This window comes from Pseudoxanthomonas japonensis (genome assembly GCF_043632995.1).
Taxonomy (GTDB): domain Bacteria; phylum Pseudomonadota; class Gammaproteobacteria; order Xanthomonadales; family Xanthomonadaceae; genus Pseudoxanthomonas_A; species Pseudoxanthomonas_A japonensis.
Genome location: NZ_CP171634.1, coordinates 16,268 through 29,476, shown reverse-complemented (window position 1 = coordinate 29,476; position 13,209 = coordinate 16,268). Strand labels below are relative to the sequence as shown.

General features: G+C 63.5%; 15 protein-coding genes and 1 pseudogene. 11 read left to right on the top strand and 5 right to left on the bottom strand.

Annotated elements, in window-relative coordinates; genetic code table 11:
• The first annotated feature begins 13 nt into the window (after nucleotides 1-13).
• From merB to fabV, 5 genes and pseudogenes are all read left to right on the top strand, one after another.
• On the top strand, nucleotides 14-652 hold the full coding sequence (gene merB / locus ACGHX3_RS20975) for an organomercurial lyase MerB (RefSeq protein ID WP_000761850.1): 639 nt from the start codon (nucleotides 14-16) through the stop codon (nucleotides 650-652).
• A gap of 111 nt (nucleotides 653-763) precedes the next feature.
• Nucleotides 764-1,129, top strand: coding sequence for a mercury resistance co-regulator MerD (gene merD / locus ACGHX3_RS20970; RefSeq protein WP_000995360.1), 366 nt, complete (start codon nucleotides 764-766; stop codon nucleotides 1,127-1,129).
• On the top strand, nucleotides 1,126-1,362 hold the full coding sequence (gene merE / locus ACGHX3_RS20965) for a broad-spectrum mercury transporter MerE (protein WP_003132004.1): 237 nt from the start codon (nucleotides 1,126-1,128) through the stop codon (nucleotides 1,360-1,362). Before merD ends, merE begins: the two co-directional genes overlap by 4 nt.
• A pseudogene (locus ACGHX3_RS20960) lies at nucleotides 1,359-1,487 on the top strand (Diguanylate phosphodiesterase); the annotation flags it as partial. The gene merE and the pseudogene ACGHX3_RS20960, both read left to right, overlap by 4 nt.
• 479 nt (nucleotides 1,488-1,966) lie before the next feature.
• Complete coding sequence (gene fabV / locus ACGHX3_RS20955) at nucleotides 1,967-3,163, top strand: enoyl-ACP reductase FabV (RefSeq protein ID WP_087786567.1); 1,197 nt, start codon at nucleotides 1,967-1,969, stop codon at nucleotides 3,161-3,163.
• Here fabV and tnpC read toward each other — a convergent pair.
• The 5 genes from tnpC to ACGHX3_RS20930 form a co-directional block, all read right to left on the bottom strand.
• Nucleotides 3,160-4,755, bottom strand: a complete 1,596-nt coding sequence (gene tnpC / locus ACGHX3_RS20950) for an IS66 family transposase (RefSeq protein ID WP_034369419.1) — start codon at nucleotides 4,753-4,755, stop codon at nucleotides 3,160-3,162. The genes fabV and tnpC overlap by 4 nt on opposite strands.
• Nucleotides 4,756-4,807: 52 nt before the next feature.
• The gene (gene tnpB / locus ACGHX3_RS20945) at nucleotides 4,808-5,149 is read right to left on the bottom strand and encodes an IS66 family insertion sequence element accessory protein TnpB (RefSeq protein WP_046986737.1); all 342 of its coding nucleotides are present in this window, start codon (nucleotides 5,147-5,149) and stop codon (nucleotides 4,808-4,810) included.
• On the bottom strand, nucleotides 5,146-5,541 hold the full coding sequence (gene tnpA / locus ACGHX3_RS20940) for an IS66-like element accessory protein TnpA (protein WP_046986735.1): 396 nt from the start codon (nucleotides 5,539-5,541) through the stop codon (nucleotides 5,146-5,148). The genes tnpB and tnpA overlap by 4 nt, the downstream gene beginning before the upstream one ends.
• A gap of 176 nt (nucleotides 5,542-5,717) precedes the next feature.
• Complete coding sequence (trfA, locus tag ACGHX3_RS20935) at nucleotides 5,718-6,938, bottom strand: plasmid replication initiator TrfA (protein WP_011114072.1); 1,221 nt, start codon at nucleotides 6,936-6,938, stop codon at nucleotides 5,718-5,720.
• 46 nt (nucleotides 6,939-6,984) lie between these two features.
• Entirely contained in the window at nucleotides 6,985-7,326 is a 342-nt protein-coding gene (locus ACGHX3_RS20930) for a single-stranded DNA-binding protein (RefSeq protein WP_000019167.1), read from the bottom strand.
• A gap of 113 nt (nucleotides 7,327-7,439) precedes the next feature.
• On the opposite strand from ACGHX3_RS20930, the gene ACGHX3_RS20925 reads away from it, so the two are divergent.
• The 6 genes from ACGHX3_RS20925 to ACGHX3_RS20900 all read left to right on the top strand — a co-directional run bounded on the left by ACGHX3_RS20925 (nucleotide 7,440) and on the right by ACGHX3_RS20900 (nucleotide 13,204).
• Entirely contained in the window at nucleotides 7,440-7,802 is a 363-nt protein-coding gene (locus ACGHX3_RS20925) for a transcriptional regulator (protein WP_010890126.1), read from the top strand.
• Nucleotides 7,803-8,111: 309 nt separating this feature from the next.
• Nucleotides 8,112-9,074, top strand: a complete 963-nt coding sequence (gene trbB / locus ACGHX3_RS20920) for a P-type conjugative transfer ATPase TrbB (protein ID WP_000132020.1) — start codon at nucleotides 8,112-8,114, stop codon at nucleotides 9,072-9,074.
• A 16-nt stretch (nucleotides 9,075-9,090) separates the two neighbouring features.
• A complete protein-coding gene (gene trbC / locus ACGHX3_RS20915; RefSeq protein WP_011114046.1) occupies nucleotides 9,091-9,555 on the top strand; it encodes a conjugal transfer system pilin TrbC in 465 nt (154 codons plus the stop codon).
• A gap of 3 nt (nucleotides 9,556-9,558) precedes the next feature.
• A complete protein-coding gene (locus ACGHX3_RS20910) occupies nucleotides 9,559-9,870 on the top strand; it encodes a conjugal transfer protein TrbD (RefSeq protein WP_001207961.1) in 312 nt (103 codons plus the stop codon).
• Nucleotides 9,867-12,425: a VirB4 family type IV secretion/conjugal transfer ATPase gene (locus ACGHX3_RS20905; protein WP_011114047.1), complete on the top strand. Its 2,559-nt coding sequence runs from the start codon at nucleotides 9,867-9,869 to the stop codon at nucleotides 12,423-12,425. Before ACGHX3_RS20910 ends, ACGHX3_RS20905 begins: the two co-directional genes overlap by 4 nt.
• Nucleotides 12,422-13,204, top strand: coding sequence for a conjugal transfer protein TrbF (locus tag ACGHX3_RS20900; protein ID WP_006122481.1), 783 nt, complete (start codon nucleotides 12,422-12,424; stop codon nucleotides 13,202-13,204). The genes ACGHX3_RS20905 and ACGHX3_RS20900 overlap by 4 nt, the downstream gene beginning before the upstream one ends.
• The last annotated feature ends 5 nt before the right edge of the window (nucleotides 13,205-13,209 follow it).

Genomic DNA, 13,209 nt, shown 5'->3' with positions numbered 1-13,209 from the left:
AGGAGATGGAACCATGAAGCTCGCCCCATATATTTTAGAACGTCTCACTTCGGTCAATCGTACCAATGGTACTGCGGATCTCTTGGTCCCGCTACTGCGGGAACTCGCCAAGGGGCGTCCGGTTTCACGAACGACACTTGCCGGGATTCTCGACTGGCCCGCTGAGCGAGTGGCCGCCGTACTCGAACAGGCCACCAGTACCGAATATGACAAAGATGGGAACATCATCGGCTACGGCCTCACCTTGCGCGAGACTTCGTATGTCTTTGAAATTGACGACCGCCGTCTGTATGCCTGGTGCGCGCTGGACACCTTGATATTTCCGGCGCTGATCGGCCGTACAGCTCGCGTCTCATCGCATTGCGCTGCAACCGGAGCACCCGTTTCACTCACGGTTTCACCCAGCGAGATACAGGCTGTCGAACCTGCCGGCATGGCGGTGTCCTTGGTATTGCCGCAGGAAGCAGCCGACGTTCGTCAGTCCTTCTGTTGCCATGTACATTTCTTTGCATCTGTCCCGACGGCGGAAGACTGGGCCTCCAAGCATCAAGGATTGGAAGGATTGGCGATCGTCAGTGTCCACGAGGCTTTCGGCTTGGGCCAGGAGTTTAATCGACATCTGTTGCAGACCATGTCATCTAGGACACCGTGATCGGATATCGACCCAATGTTCTACGGCACCGGCATCGGATTCGCAGCGCGCGGATTGAACTCGGCGAAACGGTATATGCATTGCCGTGAACCGACCAAAAGGAGGTGTTCGATGAACGCCTACACGGTGTCCCGGCTGGCTCTTGATGCCGGGGTGAGCGTGCATATCGTGCGCGACTACCTGCTGCGCGGATTGCTGCGCCCGGTGGCGTGCACACCAGGCGGCTACGGCTTGTTCGATGACGCCGCCTTGCAACGGCTGTGCTTCGTGCGGGCGGCCTTCGAGGCGGGCATCGGCCTCGACGCGCTGGCGCGGCTGTGCCGGGCGCTGGATGCGGCGGACGGCGACGAAGCGGCCGCGCAGCTTGCCCTGCTGCGTCAGTTCGTCGAGCGTCGGCGCGAAGCGTTGGCCGATCTGGAAGTGCAGTTGGCCACCCTGCCGACCGAGCCGGCACAGCACGCGGAGAGTCTGCCATGAACAACCCCGAGCGCTTGCCGTCCGAGACGCACAAACCGATCACCGGCTACCTGTGGGGCGGACTGGCTGTGCTGACTTGCCCCTGCCACCTGCCCATCCTCGCTGTCGTGCTGGCCGGCACAACCGCCGGTGCTTTCCTCGGCGAGCATTGGGTCATCGCGGCGCTCGGTTTGACCGGCCTGTTCCTTCTGTCCCTGTCGCGGGCGTTGCGGGCATTCAGGGAAAGAGAATGAGCGCTTTCCGGCCGGATGGATGGACGACGCCGGAACTGGCCCAAGCGGTCGAGCGCGGGCAGCTTGAACTGCACTACCAGCCCGTCGTCGATCTGCGCAGTGGTGGGATTGTCGGCGCGGAAGCCCACAAGGCCGACCAGGCAGCGCCGGCCCTCTATGGCCCCGAGAAGGGGCCAGAAAGGCCCGCCAGGGCCTCGTAGCCTAGCGGCGAGGGCCACCGGCCCGGTGAGCGTCGGGAAGGCGCTGGAAGCCCGCCAGGGGCGAGACGGGCGGCCGTGGCCGCCTGGCTCGATGCGTAGCACGACATAGCCGGTTCTCGCGGCCGCCGGCCGGGAGAATCCCCCGCAGCTTGGCCCCTCAAATGTCAAAGAGTGGATCTCATCGTCGGAAGTGGCGATGCGAGATCCAGCGGCGGCCGTCATCGTCGGAACTGGCGATGGGGCCCTCGGGGCATCGTTGGATGTGGCGATGGTCGACCGTGGCCAGGACGTGGCCAGCCTCGCCGGAAGTGACGATGCTGCGTAAGCGCGCAGCGAAGTCAGGTTGAAGTCTTGGATGTTGGCTGCGGTATTCTCCCCGGCTCGACATCACAAACGAATTCTTCATGATCATCCAACCGCGTATGCGTGGCTTCATCTGTGTCACAACTCACCCTGTGGGCTGCGGTGCGAATGTCAGGCAGCAGATCGAATACGTCAAGGCAAACGGCGCCATCAGCCAGGGGCCCAGGAAGGTCTTAGTAATCGGTGCATCGACTGGATACGGACTTGCAGCCCGGATCACCGCTGCATTCGCAAGCGGTGCCGATACGCTCGGTGTCTTCTTCGAGCGCCCCGGCACCGAGGGCAAGCCCGGCTCGCCCGGCTGGTACAACACGGCCGCTTTCCACCAATCCGCCACCGCCCAAGGCCTGTACGCGGCGAGTATCAATGGCGACGGCTTTTCTGAAGAGATTAAGCAGAAGACGATCGATGTCATCCGACGAGATTTGGGTCAGGTTGACCTGGTTGTCTACAGCCTCGCTGCACCGAGACGCACGCATCCTCGAACCGGTGAAGTCTTCAGCTCGACGCTGAAGCCAATCGGCAAGGCGGTCAACGTGCGCAGCCTCGACACCGACAACAAGGTGGTAAAGGAGACCGTTCTGCAGCCGGCGACGCAGGACGAAATCGAAAGCACCGTGGCGGTGATGGGCGGTGAGGACTGGCAGATGTGGATCGACGCGCTGGAGGCGGCGGGTGTGCTGGCCGACGGCGCAAAGACCACCGCCTTCACCTACCTGGGCGAGCAGATCACCCGCGACATCTACTGGAACGGCTCCATCGGTGCGGCCAAGAAGGACCTGGACCGGCGAGTCATCGGCATCCGGGACCGTCTGGCCGTTTATGGGGGCGACGCTCGCGTATCGGTGCTGAAAGCAGTTGTCACCCAGGCGAGTTCCGCCATCCCAATGATGCCGCTGTACCTATCACTGTTGTTCAAGGTCATGAAGGCGCAAGGTACTCACGAGGGCTGCATCGAGCAGGTCTACGGGCTCTACCGCGACAGCCTGTACGGCGATTCGCCGCGCATGGACAGCGAGGGCCGTCTGCGCGCAGACGACAAGGAGCTCGATCAGGAAGTTCAAGGCCGCGTGCAACAGCTCTGGCACGAGGTCACCAGTGACAACATCGACGAGGTTACGGATTTCGCCGGCTACAAATCGGAGTTCTTGCGCCTGTTCGGGTTCGGGATCGAAGGAGTCGACTACGAGGCCGACGTTTGTACCGATGTGCAGATACCCAACGTCATCAACATTTAAACGAATGCGCTATGCGGCGTGGCCGAAGGCTGCCAGATGTGAGGCAGCAGTTGGTCGATGTCACGCTGCTTGTGCGTGGGCAGGCGTGTGAGCACGTCCCTCAGGTACGCATACGGGTCATGCCCGTTCATACGCGCCGACTGGATCAAACTCATCACCGCTGCCGCCCTCTGGCCCGCGCGCAAGCTGCCAGCGAACAGCCAGTTGCTGCGGCCGATGGCGATGGGCCGGATCTGGTTCTCGATCCAATTGTTGTCCACGGGCAAATGTCCGTCCTCTGCGAAGCGGATGAGTGCGGCCCAACGTTTGAGGCTGTAATCCAGCGCCTTGGCTGGGGCCGATCCGTCGGGTACCTTGCGCCGCTGCAGCGTCATCCATTTATGCAGGGCGTCCAGGACCGGCTTCGTTCTCTCCTGCCGGACTGCCAGACGCTGCTCGGCGCTGAGCTCCTTGACCTCACGCTCGATCTCGTAGATGCGGGCGAGCTGCTCCAACGCGCTCTGGGCAATCTGGCTCTGGTTGGCCGCCTGCAGATCGAAGAACTTGCGGCGCGCGTGCGCCAGGCAGCCCACCTCGGTGACGCCGGCAATCAGGAGGGCCTTGTAGCCGCTGAAGTCATCGCACACCAGGCTGCCCTTCCAAGCGCCCAGGAAGGAGCGAGCGTGCTCGCCAGCGCGGCTCTCGCAGAAGTCATAGACCACCGCCCTCGCGTTCTCAAAGGCCCCGGTGGCATAGGCCCATAGGTAGGCCCGGTGTGTCTTGCCGGTGCCTGGTTTGAGCATGGCCACCGGCGTCTCATCGGCATGCAGCACGCGGTGCTGCAGCAGCTCCTTCCTCATTGCGTCCACCAGTGGCTGCAACTGCACGCCGCAAGAGCCGACCCATTGCGCCAGAGTGGAGCGCGGGATGGCCAGACCGGCTCGGCCGAAGATTGCTTCCTGGCGGTACAGCGGCAAGTGGTCGGCGTACTTGGCCACCAGCACTTGAGCCAGCAGCCCGGTGGTGGGGATGCCCTTGTCGATGACGTGAGGCTCGACAGGGACTTGGGTGAGCGTCTCGCACTTCGCGCAAGCCCACTTGCCCCGGATGTGGCGCTCAACTGTGAACACGCCGGGCACGTAGTCCAGCTTCTCGGCCACGTCCTCGCCGATGCGCTTCATCTGGCAGCCGCAGGCGCAGGTGGTGGACTCGGGCTCGTGGCGGATCTCGCGCCTCGGCAGGTTGGCTGGCAGGGGTGCGCGTTTGGGGACTTGCTTGTCTTGGCGGCCTGCCACTGGCTGCGTGGCCTGCTCGATCTCATCGGCCACAGCCTGCAGGTCCTCATCCAGCGATTCATCGAGCAGGCTCTTCTGCTCGGCGCTGAAGCGCTCCGACTGCGCGGCGAACTTCATGCGCTTGAGCAGCGCGTTCTCGTGCGTGAGCTTGTCGATCAGGGCCTGCTTGAAGACCGCCTCCTGGCCCTGGCGCTCAATTACGCCGTCTCGCTCGGCCAGCTCACCCATCAACGACAGCAGAGCCGCTCGCATCTGCTGCGGCTCCAGGGTGTCAAGGTGGTCTGCGATGATCACGAGAGAAGATGATGCGACGAACATCGCCCTCGCGCATCGGTGCAAGCTCTGATTGCCTGGCCAACGACCGGAGCACTCAAAGCACGGTGATGATTCCAGCCTCGCCGACGTTCTTCCACGGCAGGCCCAGCACGAGCGCATCGAACTGCGTGCGGCTGAGTGTGGCGGTGGTGGCGGTGGTGGCGGCATCGCGCGGCCAGGCGAACTTGCCGCTGTTCAGGCGCCGGGCCGCCAGCCAAACACCAATGCCGTCGTGCACCAGCACCTTCATGCGGTTAGCCCGTCGATTGGCGAACAGGTAGGCGTGGTGTGGGCGCGCCGCGCCAAAGACAGCCACTACGCGTGCCAGCGCCGTCTCGGTTCCCGCTCGCATGTCCAGCGGCTCGGCGGAAAGCCACAGTGCATCGATGCGGATCATCGGAGCCAGTCGCGCAGCCACGCTGCACATGACGCCGCATCTTCCATCGGCCAGCTCACGGTAACCACGCCAGCACTGCGCCGAACCTCAACATGGATCGCACGCGCCACGGGCGGCGAGCTGTTCTCAGTTGCTGGGACCTGTTCAACTGGTGGAGGCAGATTCAACGCAACGAACTCGTTCCGGGGCGCTGGCAACAGGGCGTCAGCTTGCTCCCGCATCCAGCGGTGAACGATGTTGGCGTTGACCCCGTGAGCGAGTGCCACGCCGGCCACTGACGCGCCGGAGAATTGGCATTCGGCCACGATCTGGCCTTTGAGTTCTGGCGGGTAGTAGCGCCGCTTGGGGCGTTGGGCGATCGTGTCGTTCGCCATGGTGTGCATGATCTTCATCGTGCACACGATGCCTCGGCGCTGGGTCTATCTCAAGTTGGGATTACCGGACGCATACGATGCTGCAGCTCGACGTGCGCGAGCTGGTGCGCGGTACTGCCTCGCCGGAAGTGGCGATGCTCGAGAAAAAAAGCCGCCTCGATCTCGGGCGGCTCCAGGGGAGGGCAGGGGGGCGATCACCGCTTGCAATGCACCAGGTCGTCGTTCACCCACGCACTTTCGACCAGGCCGTTTTCGCGCAGCTCGTCGCACGCTTCGCCTACCTGCTCGCGCCACTTCTTCGGCCGGGTGGAATCCGAGCCGCACATCAGCCGGAACGTCTCCAGCTTGAGCGGGTACGGCTCCTTGTGGGTGGCGAAGTAGTCGAACATGCGCCGCGCGGTGGGCGACAGCTTGCGGTACTTCTCCCACACGAATTTCGTGTAGTGGTCGCCGGCGAACAGCACCACGATTTCGGCGTCGATCTCGACCTGGCAGCGCGACGTGCGCTTGCCGCGATCCAGGACGCGGAAGCGCCGGATCAGCGACACCGATTCGAGCCGGCCGATGCGTTGGGATGAGAACTGCATGGCCGACGCCTGGAGCCGCGTCAGGCATTCCTCGGCCCTTGTGTAGTACCGACCGTTGATTGACCAGTCCAAGTCCTGGCAAAGCTCGTAGAACGTGAAGGAAACCGGCTCTCCGAGCGCGGTGCGCTTCGCGTACTCCAGCACCTGGGCGAATACCAGCTCGTCGTCGTCGGCGCGCAGCTCGATCCCGGTGTAGGTGATCTCCACGTCTTTGTTGACGTGGTAGATCGACTGGCCTTGCAGCGCGGCGCGCGGCACCTTCTTGTTGCGGACGGTGAAGATCGCCGACCGCCCGAAGTCGTTGGGCAGTGCCCGCATGTGATCCGGCCAGGGAGCCAGGTCGAACAGCGAGAGCTGCATGTCCTTGATCTGCTGCTTCGTGTGCTTGAGCAAGGCCGTCTGCTTGGCCTCGCTGACCTTCTCGGCCAGCTCACCGCCGGCCGTTCGCTTCTTGGTCGCCATCGCACTACTCCGTTTGTCCTGGGCCAGCGCGCCGATCTGCTCGGCCATCTTGTTCACGGCGGTGCGCGGTTCGGGCGGCAGGCCCATCGTGCGCGCAAGCTCGGCCGATTCCTGCGCCATGCGCTCGGATCGCTCGACGGCGGCACTTGCCGGCGTCGGTAGCTTCGGCGGCAAAGCCGCCTCGTTGTCGCCGGCCGTGGCCGGCAGCTCGAAGAGGGAACCGGCGGGGCGGAAGGCCCCGCCGGCGCTGCCCGAGTCCCTGCGAGCGGCGGCGGTACGGGCGGCAAGGTCGGTGGCGTCGGCTTCGCTAAGCCCGCCCTCGATGAGCTTGCGCCTGTATTCCTGCTCGTTGAACTCGTTCTGCATCTAATCTCCCTCCTAGCATACTGCCCGGCCGTGGCCGGGCCTGGCCTTACTGGCCGCCGCCTGGCGCTTTGGTGTCCAGGTATTCGATTTCCTCGGCGATGAAATCGAACCCGTATTCGGTCTTGCCGTCCTTCTCGTACTTCGTCGGCTCGATGCGGCCCTGGACGAACACCTTGGAGCCTTTGCCCAGGTACTTGCCCGCGTTCTCGGCCAGGCCGCCGAACGACTTGATGCGGAAGAAGTCCGTCTGCTCCTGCTTCGCACCGGCTGCGTTGCGCCACACGCGATTGACAGCCAGGTCGAAAACGGCGCGGGCGCTGTTTTCGCTATGGCGAACGTCGGTATCGCGGGTAAGATTACCGATAAACTGGAACAGGTTGTGGCTCATTCGTCATGCTCCTTTCGCTAATGGAGTCGTCAGTTTAGCTAAACCTGCGTCCGTGGTCAAGAACTTTAGCGGCTAAAATTTTCTGCCGCCCGCACCGAGAAGGCATACGGGCCTTGTACAACTACATCTTCTTCACGAACGTGCTCCGGCTGCTCGATGAGCGGCACATGACGAAAAAGGAGCTATCGGACAGGTCGGGGGTTTCGATCTCCTTCCTTTCCGATCTCACTACTGGCAAAGCCAACCCCTCCCTAAAGGTGATGGAGGACATTGCGCAGGCCCTTGAAACTCCCCTGCCGCTCCTGCTTGAATCGACCGACCTGGACAAAGAAGCCCTTGACGCCCTGGCCGGCGGCAAGGCACCCCGAAGCCTGCCGCCAGGCTTCGAGCGCGTGGCGGCCGTGCTGCCAGAACACCAGGCGTTCATCGTCAAGAAGTGGGGCGAAGCGACAAGGAAGAAACTTAGGGGGAGTTGACGCCAGGATGTGAGAAGGGAAGGGAAGCGGCGCGGAACTGAGCCACAAGAGCCAGCCAAGTTTTAGCCGCTAAAGCCCGCCGGGGTGGCTCAACCCCCGGACAACCCATAACGCAAACGCCACGGGTTCGGCGCGAGGGCGCACGGAGCATGCGCCGCGTTGTCGCCTCTTTCGCCCCTGCAATCCGCGATGCAACGTCGCGGCCGAAGTCACCCTTGTGCGCTTCGGTGTTGCGGTCGAAATTAGTTCGGTATATCGTATGAACCTGTGTAGAATGCGCGAAACGCAACGGCATACAGGGCATACGGAATGACCGACCAGAAACCAGAACACAACAGCATCAAGGAACGGGCGAAGAAGAAGCTCGAACGCGACATGGGGCCGGAGCTGCTGGCCGCCCTCAACGATCCCAAGACCGTTGAAATCATGCTCAACGCGGACGGCAAGCTCTGGCTCGAACGCCTGGGCGAGCCGATGAAGTGCATCGGCACGCTGCGCGTCGCGCAGGCGCAAGCCATCATCGAAACCATCGCGGGCTACCACGGCAAGGAAGTCACGCGCTCCAAGCCGATCCTGGAAGGCGAGCTGCCCCTTGATGGCAGTCGCTTCGCCGGCCAGCTCCCGCCGGTTGTGCCCGCACCCACCTTCGCCATTCGGAAGAAGGCCGTCGCCATCTTCACGCTCGATCAGTACGTCGAACGCGGAATCATGACCGCGCCGCAGCGCGAGGCATTGATTGCAGCGGTGCGCGCGCACCGGAACATCCTTGTGATCGGCGGCACCGGCTCGGGCAAGACCACGCTGGTGAACGCGATCATCAACGAGATGGTGATTCAAGACCCGACCGAGCGGGTTTTCATCATCGAGGACACCGGCGAAATCCAGTGCGCCGCCGAGAACTACGTCCAGTACCACACCAGCATCGACGTGAACATGACGGCGCTGCTGAAAACCACCCTCCGCATGCGCCCCGACCGAATCCTGGTCGGCGAGGTGCGCGGCCCCGAAGCCCTTGATCTGTTGATGGCCTGGAACACCGGGCACGAAGGAGGTGCTGCAACCCTGCACGCAAACAACGCCAAAGCTGGATTGGATCGGCTCGCCATGCTCATCAGCATGCACCCCGATTCCCCGAAACCCATTGAACCGCTTATCGGCGAGGCGGTTCACGTGGTTGTTCATATCGCCCGCGTCGAAGGCTCGCGGCGCATCCAGGAAATCTTGGAGGTTTCCGGGTTCGCCAACGGCCAGTACATCACCAAAACCCTCTGACTAGGAGTTACGACCAATGCAAGCAACCTTCCCGGCATTCCGCCTCAACCGCAACGCCCTGTTCTACATGGGCCTCTTCGCCCTCCTGGCGTTCTTCCTGCTGGCCCCCCAGCACGCATTCGCCTCCGAGGGCACCGGCGGCTCTCTGCCGTATGAGAGCTGGCTGACCAACCTCCGCAACTCCGTCACCGGCCCGGTGGCCTTCGCGCTGTCGATCATCGGCATCGTGGTCGCCGGCGGCATCCTCATCTTCGGCGGCGAACTCAACGGCTTCTTCCGCACGTTGATCTTCATCGTCCTGGTCATGGCCCTGCTGGTCGGCGCGCAGAACATGATGAGCACGTTCTTCGGCCGTGGCGCGGAAATCGCCGCCCTGACCGATGGCGCGCTGCACCAGGTCAAGGTCGCCGCGCTGGACGTGGCCGGCTTCCCCGGCGAAGCCGTCATGCGCTGGGCCGAGCGCGGCCACATCGCGGGGTAAGTCATGGCTCTGCGCGCGATCCCCATCCGTAGGGCCGGCAACCGAGAAAACCTGTTCATGGGCGGGGATCGTGAGCTGGTGATGTTCTCGGGCCTGCTGGCCGGCGCGCTGATTTTCAGCGCCCAAGAAGTGAGGGCAACGGTGTTCGGCATCGCCTTGTGGTTCGGCGCGCTCTTCGCGCTGCGCCTCATGGCGAAGGCCGATCCGAAGCTGCGACACGTGTACCTGCGGCACCGCCGGTACAAGCCGTACTACCCGGCTCGCAGCACGCCCTTCCGTGACAACACGCCGAGTCAAGGGAAGCAATACAAATGATCGAAGCAATCGCAATTGCCATTGCTGTGCTCGGTGCGGTTCTGTTGCTCATCCTCTTTGCCCGCATCCGGGCTGTCGATGCCGAGCTGAAGCTCAAGAAGCATCGCGCCAAGGATGCCGGCCTGGCCGATCTGCTCAATTACGCCGCCGTGGTCGATGACGGCGTGATCGTGGGCAAGAACGGCTCCTTTATGGCCGCCTGGCTGTACAAGGGGGATGACAACGCCAGCAGCACCGAGGAACAGCGGGAAATGGTGTCGTTCCGCATCAACCAGGCCCTGGCGGGCCTGGGGAACGGCTGGATGGTGCATGTCGATGCTGTGCGTCGGCCTGCGCCGAACTACTCGGAGCGGGGCGTGTCATCGTTCCCCGACTCCGTTTCCTTCGCCATTGACGAGGAACGCCGGCGCTTGTTCGAGGGCCTGGGCGCGATGTTCGAGGGCTACTTTGTCCTGACCGTCACGTGGTTCCCGCCAGTACTGGCCCAGCGCAAGTTTGTCGAACTCATGTTCGATGACGATGCGGTGGCTCCCGACCATACGGCGCGCACTACGGGCCTGATTGCGCAGTTCAAGCGCGAGATCACCAGCCTGGAATCGCGCCTGTCCTCGGCGGTCAAGATGACGCGCCTGCGCGGCCAAAAAGTCGTGTCGGAAGAGGGCAGGGAAGTCACGCACGATGACTTCCTGAGCTGGTTGCAGTTCTGCGTGACGGGCCTCCATCACCCGGTCATGCTGCCCAGCAATCCGATGTACCTCGATGCGGTAATCGGCGGGCAAGAGCTGTGGGGCGGCGTCGTGCCCAAGATCGGGCGCAAGTTCATCCAGGTGGTCGCCATCGAAGGCTTCCCCTTGGAGTCAACGCCTGGGGTGCTCTCGGCCCTGGCCGAGCTGCCCAGCGAATACCGCTGGTCGAGCCGCTTCATCTTCATGGATCAGCACGAGTCCTTGAAGCACCTGGACAAGTTCCGCAAGAAGTGGAAGCAGAAGATTCGCGGCTTCTTCGATCAGGTGTTCAACACGAATACCGGCTCGATCAACCAGGACGCGGCCGCGATGGTCGGCGACGCCGAGGCGGCCATCGCCGAGGTCAACAGCGGCTTGGTGGCGGCCGGCTACTACACCAGCGTGGTCGTGCTGATGGACGAGGATCGGGAGCGCCTGGCGGCCTCCGCGCTCCTGGTCGAGAAGGCCGTCAACCGCCTGGCCTTCGCGGCCCGTATCGAGACGATCAACACGCTCGATGCGTACCTGGGCAGCTTGCCCGGCCACGGCGTCGAGAACGTGCGCCGGCCGCTCATCAACACGATGAACCTGGCCGACCTGCTGCCGACAAGCTCGATCTGGACGGGCAGCGCCACGGCTCCGTGCCCGATGTACCCGCCGCTGTCGCCGGCGCTCATGCACTGCGTGACGGTGGGCGCTACGCCGTTCCGCCTGAACCTGCACGTGCGCGACCTGGGCCACACCTTCATGTTCGGCCCGACCGGCGCAGGCAAATCGACGCACCTGGGCATCATCGCCGCGCAGCTCCGTCGCTACGCCGGCATGTCGATCTACGCCTTCGACAAGGGCATGTCGATGTACCCACTCGCGGCCGGCATCCGCGCGGCCACGAAGGGCAAGAGCGGCCTGCATTTCACGGTGGCCGCCGACGATGACCGCCTGGCGTTCTGCCCGCTCCAGTTCCTCGAAACGAAGGGGGATAGGGCCTGGGCGATGGAGTGGATCGACACCATCCTGGCGTTGAACGGCGTCAACACCACGCCGGCGCAGCGCAACGAGATCGGCAACGCGATCATGAGCATGCACGCCAGCGGCGCGCGCACGCTCTCCGAGTTCTCGGTGACGATTCAGGACGAGGCGATCCGCGAGGCCATCAAGCAGTACACGGTGGACGGCTCGATGGGCCACCTGCTCGACGCCGAAGAGGACGGCCTGTCGCTGTCCGACTTCACGGTGTTCGAGATCGAAGAGCTGATGAACCTGGGCGAGAAGTTCGCGCTGCCGGTGCTGCTCTACCTGTTCCGCCGCATCGAGCGCGCACTGAAAGGCCAGCCCTCCGTCATCATCCTGGACGAAGCCTGGTTGATGCTGGGCCACCCCGCGTTCCGCGCCAAGATCAGGGAATGGCTCAAGGTGCTGCGCAAGGCCAACTGCCTTGTGCTGATGGCGACGCAAAGCCTCTCCGACGCGGCCAACTCGGGCATCTTGGACGTGATCGTGGAATCGACCGCGACCAAGATTTTCCTGCCCAACGTCTACGCCAGGGATGAGGACACATCGGCGCTCTATCGCCGTATGGGCCTCAACGCGCGTCAGATCGAAATCCTGGCGACTGCCATTCCGAAGCGTCAGTACTACTACGTCTCGGAGAACGGCCGCCGTCTCTATGACCTTGCCCTGGGGCCGATGGCCCTGGCCTTCGTCGGTGCGTCCGACAAGGAATCGGTCGCCACCATCAAGAGCCTCGAAGCCAAGTTCGGCCACGAATGGGTGCATGAGTGGCTGGCCGGCCGTGGGCTGAATCTCAACGACTACCTGGAGGCCGCATGAGCATCGCCGACACCCTCAAGGGCTTGATCTTCAAGAAGCCCGCCAACTCCGCCGAGCCGCGCGATCCGCGCCGCTCGAAGGAACCGCTCGCCGGCGGCCGCCGTGCGGGCGAGGCCGAGAACCCCTACCTGGCCGCGCGCCGCACCTGGAACGATCACGTGGGCGGCGTCGTCTCGCAGCGCCAAACCTGGCAGGTGATCGGCATCCTGTCGCTGTTGATCGCGCTGGCCGGCGTGGGTGGCGTGATCCACATCGGCAGCCAGTCGAAGTTCATCCCCTACGTGGTCGAGGTGGACAAGCTGGGCCAGACGGTGGCCGCCGGCCCGGTGCAGGCCGCAGGGAAGGCCGATCCGCGTGTCATCCACGCCGCCGTTGCGGACTGGATGAGCTGCGCGCGCATGGTGTCGCCTGACGTGGCCTTGCAGCGCAAGTGCGTGTTCAAGGCGTACTCGATGCTCGCCCCCAACGATCCGGCGACGCCAAAGATGAACGAGTGGTTGAACGGCACGCCCGATTCCAGCCCGTTCAAGCGCGCCGAGAAGGAAATGGTCAGCGTCGAGATCAAGACCGTCATCCCGCAAACGCCCGACACCTGGCAAGTCGAGTGGGTGGAAACCACGCGCGACCGCCAAGGCACGCTGAAAGGTCAGCCCGTCACCTGGCGCGCGCTCGTGACTACCTACATCGCCGAGGTCACGCCCAACACCACCGATGAGCAACTGCGGAACAACCCGTTGAGCATCTACGTGCGTGATTACTCCTGGTCCCGCATCCAATGAATTCG

Excerpts from the sequence above, each read along its gene's own strand:
- merB (WP_000761850.1), top strand. The coding sequence starts at position 14 with ATGAAGCTCGCCCCATATATTTTAGAACGTCTCACTTCGGTCAATCGT.
- merD (WP_000995360.1), top strand. The coding sequence starts at position 764 with ATGAACGCCTACACGGTGTCCCGGCTGGCTCTTGATGCCGGGGTGAGC.
- merE (WP_003132004.1), top strand. The coding sequence starts at position 1,126 with ATGAACAACCCCGAGCGCTTGCCGTCCGAGACGCACAAACCGATCACC.
- fabV (WP_087786567.1), top strand. The coding sequence starts at position 1,967 with ATGATCATCCAACCGCGTATGCGTGGCTTCATCTGTGTCACAACTCAC.
- tnpC (WP_034369419.1), bottom strand. The coding sequence starts at position 4,755 with ATGTTCGTCGCATCATCTTCTCTCGTGATCATCGCAGACCACCTTGAC.
- tnpB (WP_046986737.1), bottom strand. The coding sequence starts at position 5,149 with ATGATCCGCATCGATGCACTGTGGCTTTCCGCCGAGCCGCTGGACATG.
- tnpA (WP_046986735.1), bottom strand. The coding sequence starts at position 5,541 with ATGAAGATCATGCACACCATGGCGAACGACACGATCGCCCAACGCCCC.
- trfA (WP_011114072.1), bottom strand. The coding sequence starts at position 6,938 with ATGCAGAACGAGTTCAACGAGCAGGAATACAGGCGCAAGCTCATCGAG.
- ACGHX3_RS20930 (WP_000019167.1), bottom strand. The coding sequence starts at position 7,326 with ATGAGCCACAACCTGTTCCAGTTTATCGGTAATCTTACCCGCGATACC.
- trbB (WP_000132020.1), top strand. The coding sequence starts at position 8,112 with ATGACCGACCAGAAACCAGAACACAACAGCATCAAGGAACGGGCGAAG.
- trbC (WP_011114046.1), top strand. The coding sequence starts at position 9,091 with ATGCAAGCAACCTTCCCGGCATTCCGCCTCAACCGCAACGCCCTGTTC.
- ACGHX3_RS20910 (WP_001207961.1), top strand. The coding sequence starts at position 9,559 with ATGGCTCTGCGCGCGATCCCCATCCGTAGGGCCGGCAACCGAGAAAAC.
- ACGHX3_RS20905 (WP_011114047.1), top strand. The coding sequence starts at position 9,867 with ATGATCGAAGCAATCGCAATTGCCATTGCTGTGCTCGGTGCGGTTCTG.
- ACGHX3_RS20900 (WP_006122481.1), top strand. The coding sequence starts at position 12,422 with ATGAGCATCGCCGACACCCTCAAGGGCTTGATCTTCAAGAAGCCCGCC.